The organism is Thiobacillus sp. 65-1402, from assembly GCF_001897685.1.
Taxonomy (GTDB): domain Bacteria; phylum Pseudomonadota; class Gammaproteobacteria; order Burkholderiales; family Thiobacillaceae; genus Thiobacillus.
Map to the genome: position 1 here is coordinate 1 of NZ_MKUG01000072.1, position 14982 is coordinate 14982.

At 58.6% G+C, this 14982-nt stretch carries 16 protein-coding genes; 14 read left to right on the forward strand and 2 right to left on the reverse strand.

The features are described from left to right. Positions 1-151: 151 nt before the first annotated feature. Positions 152-1327: a cytochrome c peroxidase gene (locus tag BGO62_RS05870; RefSeq protein WP_296640169.1), complete on the forward strand. Its 1176-nt coding sequence runs from the start codon at positions 152-154 to the stop codon at positions 1325-1327. 142 nt (positions 1328-1469) lie between these two features. Here the strand turns inward: BGO62_RS05870 and BGO62_RS05875 are convergent, their stop codons facing one another. Beyond that, the gene (locus tag BGO62_RS05875) at positions 1470-1730 is read right to left on the reverse strand and encodes a GGDEF domain-containing protein (protein WP_296640236.1); all 261 of its coding nucleotides are present in this window, start codon (positions 1728-1730) and stop codon (positions 1470-1472) included. Positions 1731-1880: 150 nt separating this feature from the next. On the opposite strand from BGO62_RS05875, the gene BGO62_RS05880 reads away from it, so the two are divergent. From BGO62_RS05880 to BGO62_RS05935, 12 genes are all read left to right on the forward strand, one after another. Then, entirely contained in the window at positions 1881-2285 is a 405-nt protein-coding gene (locus BGO62_RS05880) for a metalloregulator ArsR/SmtB family transcription factor (RefSeq protein ID WP_296640171.1), read from the forward strand. 89 nt (positions 2286-2374) lie between these two features. Then, a complete protein-coding gene (locus tag BGO62_RS05885) occupies positions 2375-4195 on the forward strand; it encodes a cation-translocating P-type ATPase (RefSeq protein ID WP_296640173.1) in 1821 nt (606 codons plus the stop codon). Between the two features lie 33 nt (positions 4196-4228). Continuing rightward, positions 4229-4834: a DUF302 domain-containing protein gene (locus tag BGO62_RS05890; protein WP_296640175.1), complete on the forward strand. Its 606-nt coding sequence runs from the start codon at positions 4229-4231 to the stop codon at positions 4832-4834. A 14-nt stretch (positions 4835-4848) separates the two neighbouring features. Beyond that, positions 4849-5079 (forward strand): thioredoxin family protein, encoded by a 231-nt coding sequence (locus tag BGO62_RS05895; protein WP_296640177.1) that lies wholly within the window; start codon positions 4849-4851, stop codon positions 5077-5079. A 2-nt stretch (positions 5080-5081) separates the two neighbouring features. Next, a complete protein-coding gene (locus BGO62_RS05900; RefSeq protein ID WP_296640179.1) occupies positions 5082-5351 on the forward strand; it encodes a zf-TFIIB domain-containing protein in 270 nt (89 codons plus the stop codon). Between the two features lie 250 nt (positions 5352-5601). Further along, positions 5602-6090, forward strand: a complete 489-nt coding sequence (locus BGO62_RS05905) for a hypothetical protein (RefSeq protein ID WP_296640181.1) — start codon at positions 5602-5604, stop codon at positions 6088-6090. A gap of 38 nt (positions 6091-6128) precedes the next feature. Then, positions 6129-6419 (forward strand): SHOCT domain-containing protein, encoded by a 291-nt coding sequence (locus tag BGO62_RS05910; protein WP_296640183.1) that lies wholly within the window; start codon positions 6129-6131, stop codon positions 6417-6419. 185 nt (positions 6420-6604) lie between these two features. Next, positions 6605-6952 carry a hypothetical protein gene (locus tag BGO62_RS05915; protein WP_296640185.1) on the forward strand — a complete coding sequence of 116 codons (348 nt, stop codon included), beginning with the start codon at positions 6605-6607 and terminating at the stop codon, positions 6950-6952. An 84-nt stretch (positions 6953-7036) separates the two neighbouring features. Beyond that, positions 7037-8344 carry a TolC family protein gene (locus tag BGO62_RS05920; RefSeq protein WP_296640187.1) on the forward strand — a complete coding sequence of 436 codons (1308 nt, stop codon included), beginning with the start codon at positions 7037-7039 and terminating at the stop codon, positions 8342-8344. Positions 8345-8376: 32 nt separating this feature from the next. Next, complete coding sequence (locus tag BGO62_RS05925) at positions 8377-9606, forward strand: efflux RND transporter periplasmic adaptor subunit (RefSeq protein WP_296640188.1); 1230 nt, start codon at positions 8377-8379, stop codon at positions 9604-9606. Between the two features lie 10 nt (positions 9607-9616). Further along, on the forward strand, positions 9617-12703 hold the full coding sequence (locus BGO62_RS05930) for a CusA/CzcA family heavy metal efflux RND transporter (RefSeq protein ID WP_296640189.1): 3087 nt from the start codon (positions 9617-9619) through the stop codon (positions 12701-12703). Positions 12704-12757: 54 nt separating this feature from the next. Beyond that, positions 12758-13099: a P-II family nitrogen regulator gene (locus tag BGO62_RS05935; protein WP_296640191.1), complete on the forward strand. Its 342-nt coding sequence runs from the start codon at positions 12758-12760 to the stop codon at positions 13097-13099. Between the two features lie 149 nt (positions 13100-13248). On the opposite strand, the gene BGO62_RS05940 is transcribed toward BGO62_RS05935, so the two are convergent. Continuing rightward, complete coding sequence (locus tag BGO62_RS05940; RefSeq protein WP_296640193.1) at positions 13249-13458, reverse strand: hypothetical protein; 210 nt, start codon at positions 13456-13458, stop codon at positions 13249-13251. 202 nt (positions 13459-13660) lie between these two features. On the opposite strand from BGO62_RS05940, the gene BGO62_RS05945 reads away from it, so the two are divergent. Next, on the forward strand, positions 13661-14977 hold the full coding sequence (locus BGO62_RS05945; RefSeq protein WP_296640195.1) for a TolC family protein: 1317 nt from the start codon (positions 13661-13663) through the stop codon (positions 14975-14977). The last annotated feature ends 5 nt before the right edge of the window (positions 14978-14982 follow it).

Here is a 14982-nt window from a genome sequence, read left to right on the forward strand (position 1 = left end):
AATGATCTGTTCTTCGGTGAAACGCTTCTTCATGTCCAACTCCTTGAATGATGGAATTGGACTCCAAAGCTATGTGCTACTCAAATCGGGGGGACGTCGGATCAGCCATAAAACAGCAAGCTGTCTCTGAACAAATAATTCAACCCTCATCATGCAAATTTTAAAATTTCTTATTGGGGCTTTGCTGATGAGTGGGTGCGGTGTCACCATCTCTGAACTGCTGCCACCAACAGAGGTCTTGCCGCCCAAAGAAAGGCTAGGAGAAGCACTGTTCTTCGATCCCAAGCTATCGTCGCCCGCCGGCCAGTCCTGCGCAAGCTGTCACGATTCGAGCCGCGCTTTCAGCACCTCCAATCAAACCTTCCCCTCTTCTGAAGGCGCGATCAAAGGCCGTTTTTCCGCGCGAAACACCCCTACCGCGATGTACGCAGCGTTCAGCCCTCACTTCCATTTTGATCAAACAGAAGGCTTGTATCTTGGTGGGCAGTTTGTGGATGGCCGTGCGGCGACGCTCGAAGAGCAGGCCAAAGGGCCTTTCCTCAATCCGCTTGAAATGAACAATCCGAATGCGGCTGCCGTGGTAGAAAAGGTTCGTGCGTCGGCCTACGCGGATATGTTCCGCCAAGTTTATGGCCCAGCCGCGCTGGACGATGTGGATAGCGCTTTCGACAAGATCGCTGAAGCCATTGCCGCATTTGAGCGCCGCCCGCTGTTCAATCGTTTCACCTCCAAATATGACGCCTATCTGGCCGGCAATGCGCGGCTGACCAGCCAGGAGTTGCGTGGCATGCGCGCTTTCGAAGACGAGAAAAAGGGCAACTGTGCCGCCTGCCACCCCAGCCGGCCCGCCGCAGACGGCACGCCACCACTGTTCACCGACTTCAGCTATGACAACCTCGGAGTGGGGCGAAATCCGCACAACCGTTTTTATCAGCAAGCCGCGCAATTCAATCCAGACGGGCGCACCTTTGTTGACCGCGGCTTGGGCGCATTCACCAAACTGGCATCGGAAGACGGAAAATTCAAAGTTCCCACGCTACGAAACGTCACGCGCACTGCACCCTATTTGCACAACGGTTACTTTAATAGCCTGCGCAACGTGGTGGATTTCTACAACACGCGCGACGTGAAACCAGCGTGCAAAAACCCATTCACCGATGAAGCCAGCGCGCTGATGCAACGCTGCTGGCCTGTGCCCGAGGTGGGCGAGAACGTCAATACTGACGAACTGGGCAATCTCAAACTCAGCGACCAAGAAGTGGATGACATCGTCGCATTCATGCATACGCTGACAGATGGCTGGAAGCCGCATTCTCGCGGGCACTAAATCACACCTCGCTCCACACTTAAATCGTTTAGCCACCGAAATCTAACTAGGATTCCTGCCTCGACCAGTCTAGTGGGGGTGGTTCCTACGCGAGGAAATAACAACTGGTCAGCATGCAGTTCCGATAGCGCTTACGCTATTGTCACCCTAACCACATCTCGACTCTATTTCGACCATTTTTCTTTGCCTTATACAGTGCGACATCCGCACGCTTTATTAGCGTGCCTAGGTTGTCGCCGTCAAGAAGGCGGGTCGCGCCAAAACTGGCTGTTACTTTACCAACCGTTGGAAAATCACAAGCTTCGATCTCCATTCGAAGCTTTTCTGCCATTACTCCTGCAATTTCTGGTGTCGTGTTGACGAGCAGTAGCACAAACTCTTCGCCTCCCCATCTGGCAACTATTAGGGTGCTGTCCTAAATGGTTATCGGTTGTTTAAAGCGCTTTCTTGACCATGGCTTTGGGGGGGAGCTTTGGGCCTTTGCTCAGGATAAATCGTGGAATGTATGAGGAAATTCATTTGCGTTATTGCATAGATGCGTTATTGTGCAACTATGCATATCATTCAAGTCGAACCGCAGGTAGTCTTTCAGGCTCTCTCCGACCCTATTAGGATTCGAATCATCCGGCTGTTGGCCGAGACTGGCGAGGAAGCGTGTCTTTGCGAACTGGTGGACAGCCTGCTGGAACCCCAGTACAAGCTGTCGCGCCACGTAAAGGTGCTGCGGCAAGCCGGGTTGTTGGCAGCAGAGAAAGATGGGCGCTGGGTTTATCACCGACTCGTGCGCGATGTGGATTACCTGAATATTGCCTACGACCTGTTGCGCGCCTTGCCGGACAGCGAAGGGCTATTTGCCCGCGACCTTCAAAACTTCCACAACAGAATCTGCTTGAGAGAAGGTGGGCGTTGCCGCGTCGGCATCCAGACTGCTTCGCTTTATGCGGCGGAGGGCGATTGATGGGCTGCGCCACGTGCACAGTTGATGCGTCGGCTCCCCTGCCGCGCCCCTGGCGGAATGCCAAGGTTGTTACGTCAGCTATTTCGGGATTGCTGCTCGTCGTCGGTTTCGTGGGCGGCTACGCAGGCTTGCCGCCTTCACTTCAAACCGTTATCTATGTTGTGGTCGTATTGATCGGTGGCTACTACTTCGGGCGTGAGGCACTCGAGGATCTGATCAAGGAACGGGAAATCGGTATCGAGTTGCTCATGCTCACCGCCGCGATCGTTGCCGGAGTCATGGGGCAATGGGCCGAAGCGGCGATGCTCGTATTCCTCTATTCAATCTCCGAAGCTGCGGAGGGTTATACCGCCGAACGTTCCCGACATGCGATTCGTTCCCTCATGGAACTGGCGCCAAAAATCGCACTGGTACGCCGGGATAACCAGGAAACGAAAATCCCGGTCGAGCAGCTCCGGGTAGGAGATGTCTTCATCGTTCTGCCCGGGGAATCGGTTGCCACCGATGGGGAGGTGATCGAAGGCCACTCCAGCGTGAACCAGGCTCCGGTGACCGGGGAGTCCGTACCAGTCGAGAAAACATCGGGAGGAAAGGTATTTGCCGCCACCATCAACGGCGAAGGCGCACTCGTGGTTCGTGCGACCAAGACTTTCGCCGATAACACGCTGTCCCGCATCATTCATCTGGTGGAAGAAGCACAGGCGTCCAAGGGACGCAGCCAGCGTTTCATTGAGCGCTTTGGAAAAATCTATAGCCCTGCAGTCCTGGGCGTAGGTCTTCTTATCGGCCTGGTACCACCGCTATTCGGTCTGCCTTGGGAAGACTGGGTCACCCGGGCCACCGTATTCATCGTCTCAGCAGCGCCCTGTGCGTTGGTAATCTCGATCCCCATCACCCTGGTCGCGGCCCTTGGCACGGCGGGCCGCAACGGCCTGCTCATCAAAGGCGGCGTGCATTTGGAAAACCTCGCCAAGGTCCGGGTCGTAGCACTCGACAAAACCGGCACCCTGACTCTGGGCCGTCCTCAGGTAACGGACATTGTGCTCCTGGCTGGGCGCACCGAGCGTGAAGTGCTGGCTTCGGCAGCAGCCCTGGAGTCGCGCTCCCAACATCCCTTGGCGCAGGCCATCCTGGAACGTGCCAGCGGCGATGGTATCGCTGTGAACCCCGCGGTGGATTTCCAATCCGTGACCGGGGCGGGCGCCAAGGGCGTAGTCGATGGCGTCGAGTTATTCATCGGGAGTCCACAACTCTTCGCGGGCCTCGGCCTTTCGCTTTCTCCTCTCATGGCGCGCATCGAGGCTTTGCAGAGAGAGGGTAAAACGGTTGTCGCGTTGGGTAGCCATGAGGAAGTTCACGGTCTCATTGCCATCATGGATCCCTTGAGGCCCGATGCCGCCCAGGCCATAGCGGAGTTGAAGCGTGCCGGCATCAAGCGCGTGGTCATGCTGACGGGAGACAACCTGCTGGCCGCCCAGGCCATCGCCCGGCAAGTGGGGGTAGACGAAGTCCATGCCGAACTGTCTCCGGAGGACAAGACGCGCAAGGTAGTCGAACTGGAAGCCAAGTACGGGAAAGTGATGATGGTGGGTGACGGCGTCAACGACGCGCCAGCGCTCGCTGCCGCCCACGTAGGCGTCGCCATGGGCGCGGCCGGGACAGATGTTGCCCTGGAGACGGCGGATGTGGCGCTCATGAGCGACAACCTTGCGCGCCTGCCTTATCTAATCAAGTTTAGTCATCGCACGTGGGGCGTCATCCAGCAAAACCTGGTGCTTTCCGCCATTGTTATCGGAGCCCTGGTCGTGGGTGCAGTAGGCGGATATTTCACGCTACCCATCGCGGTGTTGGCTCACGAGATCAGCGAGTTTGTGGTGATCGCGAGCGGGTTGCGCATGTTGCGTGCCTGACGCTTTATTTTCGTTTACCGAAAGGAATCAAAAATGACCAAGTATGGCTTTGGAAAAACCGTCGAAATTCCATTCGACGATGCGATTGTGCACGTGACCCAAGCCCTCCAGGACGAGGGTTTCGGCATACTCGCCGATATCGACGTCGCGGGCACAATGAAGAAAAAACTCAACCAGGATATGCCGCCCTACCGGATCCTGGGCGCGTGTAATCCACCCTTGGCGCAGCGCGCCCTGGAAAGCGAACCGTCCATCGGCTTACTCCTCCCCTGCAATGTAGTGGTGCGGCAGGACGAAGCTGGCACAGTTCATGTGGAATTCATGGACCCGAATGCGGTACTGGAACTGGTGAATAAACCCGAGATTACTGCGTTGGCGAGCGAAGTCAGGCAGCGGCTGGAGCGTGTGTCCGTCGCGCTAGGGGGGTCCGAAGAAGCACGCAGCACGCAAACCGATGAGTCCATGGCGAAGGTGAAGGTGGATACGCAGCCGATGCTAGCGAGCATGGAAAAGATCCATCAGGCCCAGGATCCGCAGGAACAGCAGCGGCTTATGCGGGAACACATACAGCAAATGCGCGAGACCATGCGCTCGATGGGTGGCGAGATGCATGGCAAATGTATGTGCTGCGGCCATTAAAGGTGGATATCACCATGGACATCAAACTGCTTACCACCCGGACCTGCCACTGCAGCAACATTGAGCAGGAGTTGCAGGATCTGGGGCTCGCATATGAGCGCTGCTACGCCGAGGATCACCCGGAGCTCGTGGAGCGATTCAATATTCGTCATTGTCCCGTGCTGATTGTTGATGAGGCGCGCGTCATCGCCGTGGATGGCCTGATGGAGGGACAGATCAAAGCCTTACTGGCATCAGGAGATTAATTATGAAATGCCCAATATGTAAAGAAGTGAATCTGGTGATGACTGAGCGTCAGGGAATCGAGATCGACTACTGCCCAGAATGTCGCGGCGTGTGGCTGGACCGGGGCGAATTGGACAAGTTCATCGAACATTCGGAGCGTCAGGCCAGCGGCCGACCGCGCGGCGATTCCTCCGACAGAACGCGCGAATCCGAGCGGCAAGAGCGCCACGACCGCGATGACGAGTACCGGGGCAAGCCGCGCAAATCTTTCCTGCGCGATTTGTTTGACTGACGAGGCAAGCACGAACAGGCGGCCCTGATTTCTCCGGATGCCAAGTTCCCGAGTGGGTCGGTAGGACGAAACTGGCAAAGTCCACTTGGAATTCATGGAGCCCAGTGCGGTATTAGAACCGGTGGGCAAGCCTGGAATCAGTCAGTTGGCCAGTGAAGTTCGGCAAAAGCCGGAGAGTGTATCGCGGGCTTTGTAGATATTTTCGCTAGGCAAGCATTTCTTCTGAAATGTATGGCAACGGAGGTGAATCATGGGAAAAAGCAAAACTGTTTCGAACGTGGCTGCCGGCGCAGCGGTTGCAATTTGTCTTTCTACAGTTCAGGTGGCCCGGGCTGACCGTAATCCATTCGAGATGCAGACTTTTCAGAAGGGAGGCGCCGCTGGCCAGAAATTGGCGCAAGGCATGTGTGGTGGCCGATGGGGTGGCATGATGGAAGGGCGATGCGGTGGCATGACGGAAGGCATGATGATGGGAGGAGCGATGCCTCGCGGCGTGGATCCGGCGCAGTTACCGGAATCCAAATCGACGGGCGCGCGATTGGTCAATCAGTATTGTGCGCAGTGCCATGGCCTTCCCACTCCTGCCCTGCACAGTGCCCCCGGATGGGCGCCGGTGGTAGGTCGCATGAATGCGCGCATGCAATGGATGAGGCAAAACAGCAGCATGGCAATTGCCGCGCCGACTTCAGATGAGTTGAAAGCAATCCTCGCTTATATGCAGACGCATGCCACCAAGTAGGAAAGACGCCGCACGATGGCGGCTTCATCGAGGCAGGCATGAATTTTCTCAGTACCTATACCGAAGGGGCGCGCAGGATGTGGATGGATTATGAAGGCTACGGCATGGGTTGGCATTGGCTGGGGTGGCTAGGCATGGCATTTTTCTGGCTAGTTCTGGTACTGCTGGTGTTGGCGATGGTGAAGTACCTGAAGGGTAATCGCCGCTCGAACGCTCCGGATGGCGAAAGAAAGCCCGATGCACTGGTCCTCCTGGAGGAAAGGTATGCTCGGGGAGAAATCGATCGCGAAGAGTTTCTCAAGAAACGTGACGATTTGAACCGTGGTTAGGCACTCATTCTGGCATGGACGTTACGCGCAATTTCGATTCATCAAAGGAGAAACATCATGAAAAAGACTATGTCGACAGGATTGATAGCTCTTTCGCTCTATGGCCTCCACGGCTCATTGGGATAAATCAAATAACGGACACACGTAAATCGTAGAACAAGCAAGAAAACACTATGCATCCCTCAATGGCACGCCGTCTCATTTATTTTCTGCTGGTCACCATGCTGATCAATGCAGGTGGGTGGACGTTCAACCGTGAGGCGGTGGCAGATGTATTCTTCGCAGCAGAGGAAGCCATTTCGATGGAGGCGGTCCAGCCATCCCTGCAAGCCGCTCATCACCAAGGAGAGCCGCTCAAAGCCATGGTGCCATGCAACCATTGGTGTTATGCCGTGGGCCATTTTCTCGGTCTGTTCGGCGAGGTGCCAGCCTTGTCTCCGGATCTCGTTACAGACTATTCCCTCCATGTCTCTCGGTTCCTCCCGGAACCTGCCCAAGAAGGCCGCTTCCGGCCGCCTCGACTCATCTCCTAGTTTCCAGTCGCATTAAATTTTTGTGTTGCGAGGCCGCGCCACGCCTTCGGCTGGGTGTCGTGTTCGCATTGGAAAGGAATGAGCATGAAGTCTGTATTTTTGCGCCGTAGCCTCCAGAGTGGGTTGCAGCCGGTGTGCCGCATAGCGGTGGTGTCATTGTTGTGGTTTCTGCTGTCTCCAGCGTTCGCTGGCTCACCCGTGTTGACCTTGGAAGATGCCTGGCACCTGGCCGATGAGGCTAATCCGGCACTGCGCGCAGCCCAAGCCAACGTTCCCGCAGCCGAAGGCGAGCTTCGCGATGCACGTGCGCCGTTATGGAACAACCCGCAGGTTTCGATGGAACGAAGCCGGAAGGAAGTCCCTCAGGTCTCGAGTTCCACCCAGGTGAACCGGGAATGGAGTTTGGGATTCGCGCAGACTTTCGAAATCGCGGGCCAGCAAGGTACCCGCCGGACCTCAGCCGAGCAATCGTTGGCCGCAACCCGGCAGGTGATCGCGGAAACCCGGCGGCAGGTGCGAGCCGAAGTGGAGAGCCGTTTCGCGCGGGTGCTTAGCCTGCAGTTGCGCATCCAGACTGAGGAGACGACGCTCAATCTCATCGAAGATGCCGCCAAAGCTGTCGGCAAGCGGGTCGCGGCAGGAGAGGACAGCCGGCTAGACGGCAACCTCGCCCGCGTGGAGGCGGAACGGGCGCGCAACCAGGTGGCGCTGCTCCGCGAGCAACTTATCCAGGCCCGCGCGGAGCTGGCCGCGTTGCTACAACTGCCACCTAACGAACTCCCGCAAGCCCAGGGTGCCCTTGATCCCGTATCCATCCCCTACTCCCTGGATGACCTGCTGAATTCCGCAGCAGACCGCCCTGCCCTCCGAGCGCTGGATCATCGGGAACAAGCTGCGAAAAGCCGCCTTAATCTTGAGCGTGCGGCGCGCTACCCGGATGTCACGGTGGGGCTTAACACGGGGCGGGAGGGGCCGCTCGATGCCCGCGAAAAAATTGTCGGGTTGAGTGTCTCCCTGCCACTCCCGGTGTTCCGCCAGAACGCGGGGAGCATCGGGCGAGCAACCACGGAATTCACCCAGATCCAAATCGAGCGCGAGGCCACAGGTCGCGACGTCCGCGCCCAAGTGGTCGCCCTGTGGGAGCGATTCACCAACCTCAAGGCGAGGATGGATCGGCTCAAGGAATCGGTGCTGCCCAGCCTGCAGGATAACCAACGCCTCTCCTCCATTTCCTTCCGGGCAGGCGAGATCGGACTGCTGCAATTGTTGCTGGTCCACCGCCAGGCGCTGGATGGACAACGGGATCTGCTCGATGCACGCACCGAATTGCGCCTGACCAAAGTGGCGCTGGAAGCGGCGGCAGGCTGGCAGTCCACGCCCGAGCTGCGCTGAACAATTCACCCAAGAATTTAGGAACTCATGACATGAAAAACTCACACAGCCAGCAAAAAAATGGCCTGAAACAACTGGCCTCACTGCTCCTGGTCGGCAGCTTGTCTGCAACCCTGCTTGCGGGGTGCGGCGACAAACCGGCACCGGAGCAAGGCGTCTCCCAAAAAACGGAGCCCGAAAACCAGGGCACGCAAAAATCCCCGCCAGAAAAACCGGGAGAAAAAGCCACCGAAAAACTGCTCAATCTGAGTGACGCGGAGATTCATCAAGCGGGCATCAAGATACAGAAACTGGAATTTCAGGAAAAAGCCGACCTGATCGTGGTCACCGCCACCATCCAGGCCAACCAGGACAGGCTAGCCCATGTCGCACCCCGGGTACCGGGCCGCATCGTCAAGGTGAATGCCAGCCTGGGCGACCGAGTAAAGCCTGGCCAGGCACTGGCCACACTCGACAGCATCGAGCTGGGCGAAGCGCGTTCCAGCTATCTTCAGGCAGCGAGCGAGGCGGCGGTGGTGCAGGCAGGTTTCGATCGCGCCAAGCGGCTGCAAACGGAGAACATCATCCCCGAAAAGGATTATCTGCGCGCCCGTGCCGAGCACGAAAAGGCCCGGGCCGCCCTGCGTGCCGCCGCTGACAAGTTACGCATGATGGGCGTTTCCCCGGAGAAACTGTCTGGATCGGTGTTTCCGCTGACCGCACCCTTTTCTGGCACGGTCATCGAGAAAAAAGCGGTACTGGGCGAGCTTGCGCAACCCGACGCATCCCTGTTTACCGTGGCCGACCTGTCCATCCTGTGGATCGAAAGCGATCTGTTCGAGAAAGATCTTGGCAAGGTCAAGGTCGGCGCCCAGGCAGCCGTCACAGTGTCCGCCTATCCAGGCGAAGTGTTCAAGGGGCGTCTCACCTACATCAGCAGCACGATGGACAGGGAAACCCGTACGGTCAAGGCGCGGGTCGAAGTGCCGAACCCCGACGGCAGGCTGAAACCTGAAATGTTCGCGACTGTAGCGATCGGTACCGGGGGGAGTGTCAAGGCGTTGCTCGTGCCGGAAGGGGCGGTGTTGCTCTTGCAAGGGCAACCGACGGTATTTGTCGCCGAGAGTGGTTGGTTTGAGCCACGCGCCGTGGAAGTGGGCGAACGTGTCCAAGGATATGCCGTACTCAAATCCGGCGTGGTGGCCGGCGAGAGCGTGGTAGTGAGCGGCGCCTACGCGCTAAAAGCCCGATTGCTCAAGTCGCAAATCGGCGACGCGGATTGAGGGGGCGGCCATGTTGAATAAAATTGTTGATCTTTCCCTGCGCTACAAGGTGCTGGTGCTGGTGGCGTTTGTGCTGGTGGTGATGTTGGGCGTGAAAGCCTGGCTTGAAGTGCCGGTGGATGCCTTCCCCGACGTGACGCCGGTGCAGGTGAATATTTATACGGAGGCACCGGGGCTTGCGGCCGAGGATGTTGAAAAGCTGCTGACCTTTCCGGTGGAGGGTGTCATGGCCGGCCTGCCGGGAGTGGAGGAGATACGCTCGGTGTCCCTGTTCGGGCTGTCCTATGTCAGTGTGTATTTCAAGGACGACGTGGACATCTATTTCGCCCGCCGCCTGGTGAGCGAAAAGCTGCAGGAGGCCAAGGGCCGCATTCCGGAAGGCTACGGCGAGCCGGTGCTCGGTGCCAACAGTTCAGGGTTGGGCCAGGTGTTCTGGTACACCATCGAATCCGCCGACAAGAAGCTGTCCGGGATGGATCTGCGTACGCTTCAGGACTGGACGGTACGGCTCGTTCTGCGCACCGCACCTGGGGTGGACGACATCATGTCCTGGGGCGGCGACGAGAAACAATACCAAGTGCTGATCGACCCGCGGCGGCTTATCAAGTACGGGCTGACCTTCAAGGACGTGATGGAAGCGCTGACCGCCAACAACCGCCAGGTGGGCGGGCAATACGTTAACCTGGGCCAGGAACAGTACCTGGTGCGCGGCTTGGGCTTGGTTTCCAATACGCAGGACATCGGCGGCATTGTCGTTACCGAAAAGGAAGGCACACCGGTCTACGTACGCGATGTGGCCGATGTCAAGGAAGCCCCCTCCCTGCGAAGCGGCGCGGTCACCAAGAACGGCGAGGAGGTGGTGCTGGGGATGGCGTTGCAGCGTATCGGCGAGAACGCCAAGAACGTGGTTGACGCCGTCAAGGAAAAGCTGAAGACGGTCCAACAAGCCTTACCCCCGGGCGTGACGATCAAGCCGGTGTACGACCGCACCGAGCTGGTCGAGAAGGCAGTCAAGACCGCCGAAAACGCCCTCGTTGAGGGTTCAATCCTGGTGGCCATCATCCTGTTCCTGTTTCTGGGTGAAATCCGTTCGGCGGTGGTGGTGATTCTTGCGCTTCCGCTCGCCATGCTGATCAGCTTCATCCTGATGCAGCAATGGGGCCTGTCCGCCAACCTGATGTCGCTGGCCGGGCTTGCCGTGGGCATCGGCATGATGGTGGACGGCGCCGTGGTAATGGTTGAGAACGGCTTCCGCCTGCTCAGCCACAAGGTCGGACAATCGGTCAACAAGAGCCATGTGATCCTGGAAGCAGCGCGGGAAGTGATCAATCCGACCGTGTTCGCGATCCTGATCATCATCGTGGTGTTTCTGCCGCTGTTTTCTCTGACCGGGCTCGAGGGCAAGCTTTTCAAGCCCATGGCGCTCACCATCACCTTCGCCATGATCGGTTCTCTGCTGCTGACCTTGACCTTGGTGCCGGTGCTCAGTTCGCTGATTCTCAAACCCAAGGAGGAGAAAGACACCTTCGTGGTGCGCTGGGCGAAAAGACTTTATCTGCCGCTGCTGGACTGGGCTCTGGAGAACAAGCGCAAGATGGTCGGCGGCGCATTGATCCTGCTGATCGGAACCCTCGCCCTGTTTCCTTTCCTCGGCAAGGAGTTCATGCCGACCTTGCAGGAGGGCGGCATCATGTTCCGCGTCACCAGCATTCCCTCCACCTCGCTGGATGAATCGATCCGCATCTCCGAGGGCATCGAAACCGAACTCAAGCATTTCCCTCAGGTGAAATCCGCCATTGCCATGATCGGCCGCGCGGAGAAAGGCGAGACGGCGGACGTCAACTACATGGAAATCCTGGTGGACCTCAAGCCTCATGAGCAATGGCCGAAGCCGATTTCCTTTCCGGAACTGACGCGGGAAATGCAGGAGGCGCTGGAGAAACAGGTGCCAACCTCCGTCATCGCCGCCACGCAACCGATCCAGATGCGCGTTGAGGAATTGATTTCCGGCGTGCGAGCCACCCTGGCCTTGAAGCTCTACGGCGAGGATCTGGCCACGCTGGATCGCTTGTCCACCGAGATCAAGTCCGTACTGGATAAAGTGCCTGGCGTGGCCGACCTTTCCCTGGAAGCCAACAAGGGCAAGCCGCAAATGGTGGTGAAGGTGAACCGCGAAGCGGCGGCGCGCTTGGGACTCAACGCCGACGATATCCTGGAGATAGTGCAGGCCGGCATCGGCGGCAAGGCCGTTTCCACACTGATCGACGGCGTGAAGCGCTTCGACATCCAGGTGTGGCTCGCGCCTGAATTTCGCGACAGCGTTGAAGCCATCAACAACATTCCGATCCGTACCCGCAGTGGCGCGCTGGTGCCGTTGTCCAGTGTGGCCACGATAGAACTGGACGAAGGTTATTCCTTCGTGCGACGCGAGCAACTGCAACGCTATGCGGTGATCCAGATGGACGTGAAAGGGCGTGACGTGGACAGCTTCGTGAAGGAGGCAGCGGCCAAAATCAAAAGCGAAGTGAAGATGCCGGCCGGCTACTGGGTTGAGTGGGGTGGCGCCTTCGAGAACCAGCAGCGCGCCATGGCCAAGCTGGCGCTGATCGTGCCGCTTACCATCGGACTGATCTTCATTCTGCTGTATACGGCGTTCAACTCCCTCACCTACGCCACGCTGATCATCGCCAACGTGCCGTTCGCCATCATCGGTGGCGTGATCGGTTTGTTCATCACTGGGCAGTATCTGTCGGTGCCCTCGGCTATTGGTTTCATCGCCGTGTTTGGGGTGGCGATGCTGAACGGCATCGTACTGGTGTCCTTCCTCAACGATCAGCGGCGGCAGGGGCTGTCGGTCAGGGAGGCCGTCAAGCAAGGTGCTGCGCTGCGGCTGCGGCCAGTGTTGATGACGGCATCCATCGCCATCTTCGGCCTGGTGCCGATGCTGCTCTCCAGCGGCGTCGGCGCCGAGACCCAGCGGCCGCTGGCGACGGTGGTGGTGGGCGGGCTATTCACCTCGACGGCGTTGACCTTGCTGCTGTTGCCGCTGATGTACGAGTGGGTGGAGAACCGTCGCGAGCGCAAGCAAGCGAAATAAACCGATCGCGTGCAGCCCGGCCGGGCTGCACGCACACCAAACAGGAGAAAACGCATGAAAGAGATCAAGGCTTACATCCACAATCACCGCATCGGCGATGTGATTCGCGCCCTCAAGGACTCAGGGCAATGCAATGCGAACGCCGGTTGCCACAACCTCGGTGTCATCCCGGTGCAAAGCCTGCTGAAGGCGGTGGATGCCAGGGAGCAGCACTACTCCGTCGAACTCGCCGAAGAGGTCATTCACGAATCCAAACTGGAACTGGTCTGCGAGGATCACCAGGTGAACGAACTGGTGGACATCATCGCGCGCACCGCCCGCACCGGCCAGGCCATGGCAGGGTGGATTTATGTGAGCGATATCATCCAGGCAGTTCCAGTCGCAGGACGGCCATGACATCCATAGACATCGGCGGAGTCAAAAACGAACTGCAATACTGCACAAAGCAACCTGAAAGGTACGAACTGCTTCATTGACAGGATAAGTCCGCAGTAACTATAGTGTCGGCCATGCGACGGTTTCTCTTGACCCTTATGCTGTGCCTGCTACCGCTCCAGATATCCTGGGCCGCGGTGGCGGAGTATTGCGGGCACGAACAGGACAAAGCCGCACAGCACTTCGGCCATCACGACGATGAGCACAAAGCTTCTTCCGCAAAACCCGACCCAGACAAGCAGCCCGGGAAATTCGACCTCGGGCACGATCACTGCCATATGTCTGGCTTCCTGGGTTTCTTGAACGAGGCGGCTTTTCACGCATCAATTCCACCCACACAGCCCTCGCTGCGACGCACCGAAGCGGCTTATCCATCCCTCTCTCCGGACAGACCCGAACGTCCCAAGTGGTCCGCTCTCGCCTAATACGGCGGAACGGATGCTCCTCATCAAGCTAGCACGCGCTTTTTAGCCTGCGCGGTTCCGTTTCGCCGGATTCATCCTTTCATTTCTGGAGAATTCGATGCGAAAACGTCTATTGCCGCTTGGGTTGGCGGCGCTGTTTTTCAACCCATCTGTTGCACAAACTGTCGATGCCGGACGTAATGGCGCTTATGAAACGAGTGGTATCCGCGCCGCGCGTGCCGCCGAGCCGGCTGCCCCGCTCACCCTGACGGCGGCGCTGGAACTGGCGCTCGGTGCCAATCCTGATCTGGCGGCGGCGGGCCGTGAGTTGGAGGCTGTCGAAGCCACGATCATTCAGGCGCAAGTTCGTCCGAACCCGGAGATTGCGGCCTCCATTGAGGATACGCGTAGGGCGACGCGAACAACCACGCTGCAGCTAAACCAGCCGATCGAGCTTGGCGGCAAGCGCGCGGCCAGGATCACCGCCGCCGAGCGGGGCCGCGATGCCGCATCGACGGAACTGAACGCCAAGCGTGCCGAAATTCGTGCGGCGGTGGTGGCGGCGTTCTTTGACGTGCTCGTTGCGCAGGAACGTTTGCGGCTTGCCCAGGCATCGGTCGAACTCGCGCAACGCGTAACCATCGCCGCCTCGCGGCGGGTCACCGCCGGCAAGGTATCCCCGGTGGAAGAGACCAAGGCGCGCGTAGCCGAAGCCGGTGTACGCGTCGAACTGACGCTGGCCGCCAGCGAACTGGCGAGTTCGCGCAAGCGCCTTGCTGGGGCTTGGGGCAATCCGGCGCCCCGTTTCGAACGCGTCGAGGGCAATCTTGAAGCCTTGCCGCCACTCCCTGCTCTCGCCGACCTCAATAGCCGCCTCGCCGCTTCGCCCAACTTGCTGCGCGCCAGGATCGAGGTCGACCGCCGGCAAACGCTGGCGGAGGTCGAGCGCAGCCGGCGTGTTCCGGACCTGACCGTCAGCCTCGGCGCCAAACGCAACGAAGAATTGGGCCTCAATCAGGCGATTCTCGGTGTTTCGATTCCGATTCCGATCTTCAATCGCAATCAAGGCAACCTGCTGGAAGCACTACGCCGCACCGACAAAGCGCGGGATGAGCTTTCCGCCGCCGAGATCCGCCTGTCCAACGAGATGACCGCTGCGTACGAGCGACTGAATACGGCACGTCAGGAAGTCGAGTCGCTACAGCGGGACATTCTGCCGGGTGCACAAAGCGCCTACGACGCCGCGACCAAGGGCTTCGAACTGGGCAAATTCAGCTTCCTCGAAGTGTTGGATGCCCAGCGCACTTCATTCCAGGCCAAATCCCAATACCTGCGTGCGCTGGCCGAGGCGCATCGATCCGCTGCCGAGATCGAAGGCATTCTCGGTGAGGCATCGCCCAGTTCAACCCACGCACCAGCCGCCACAAAACCGTAGGAACC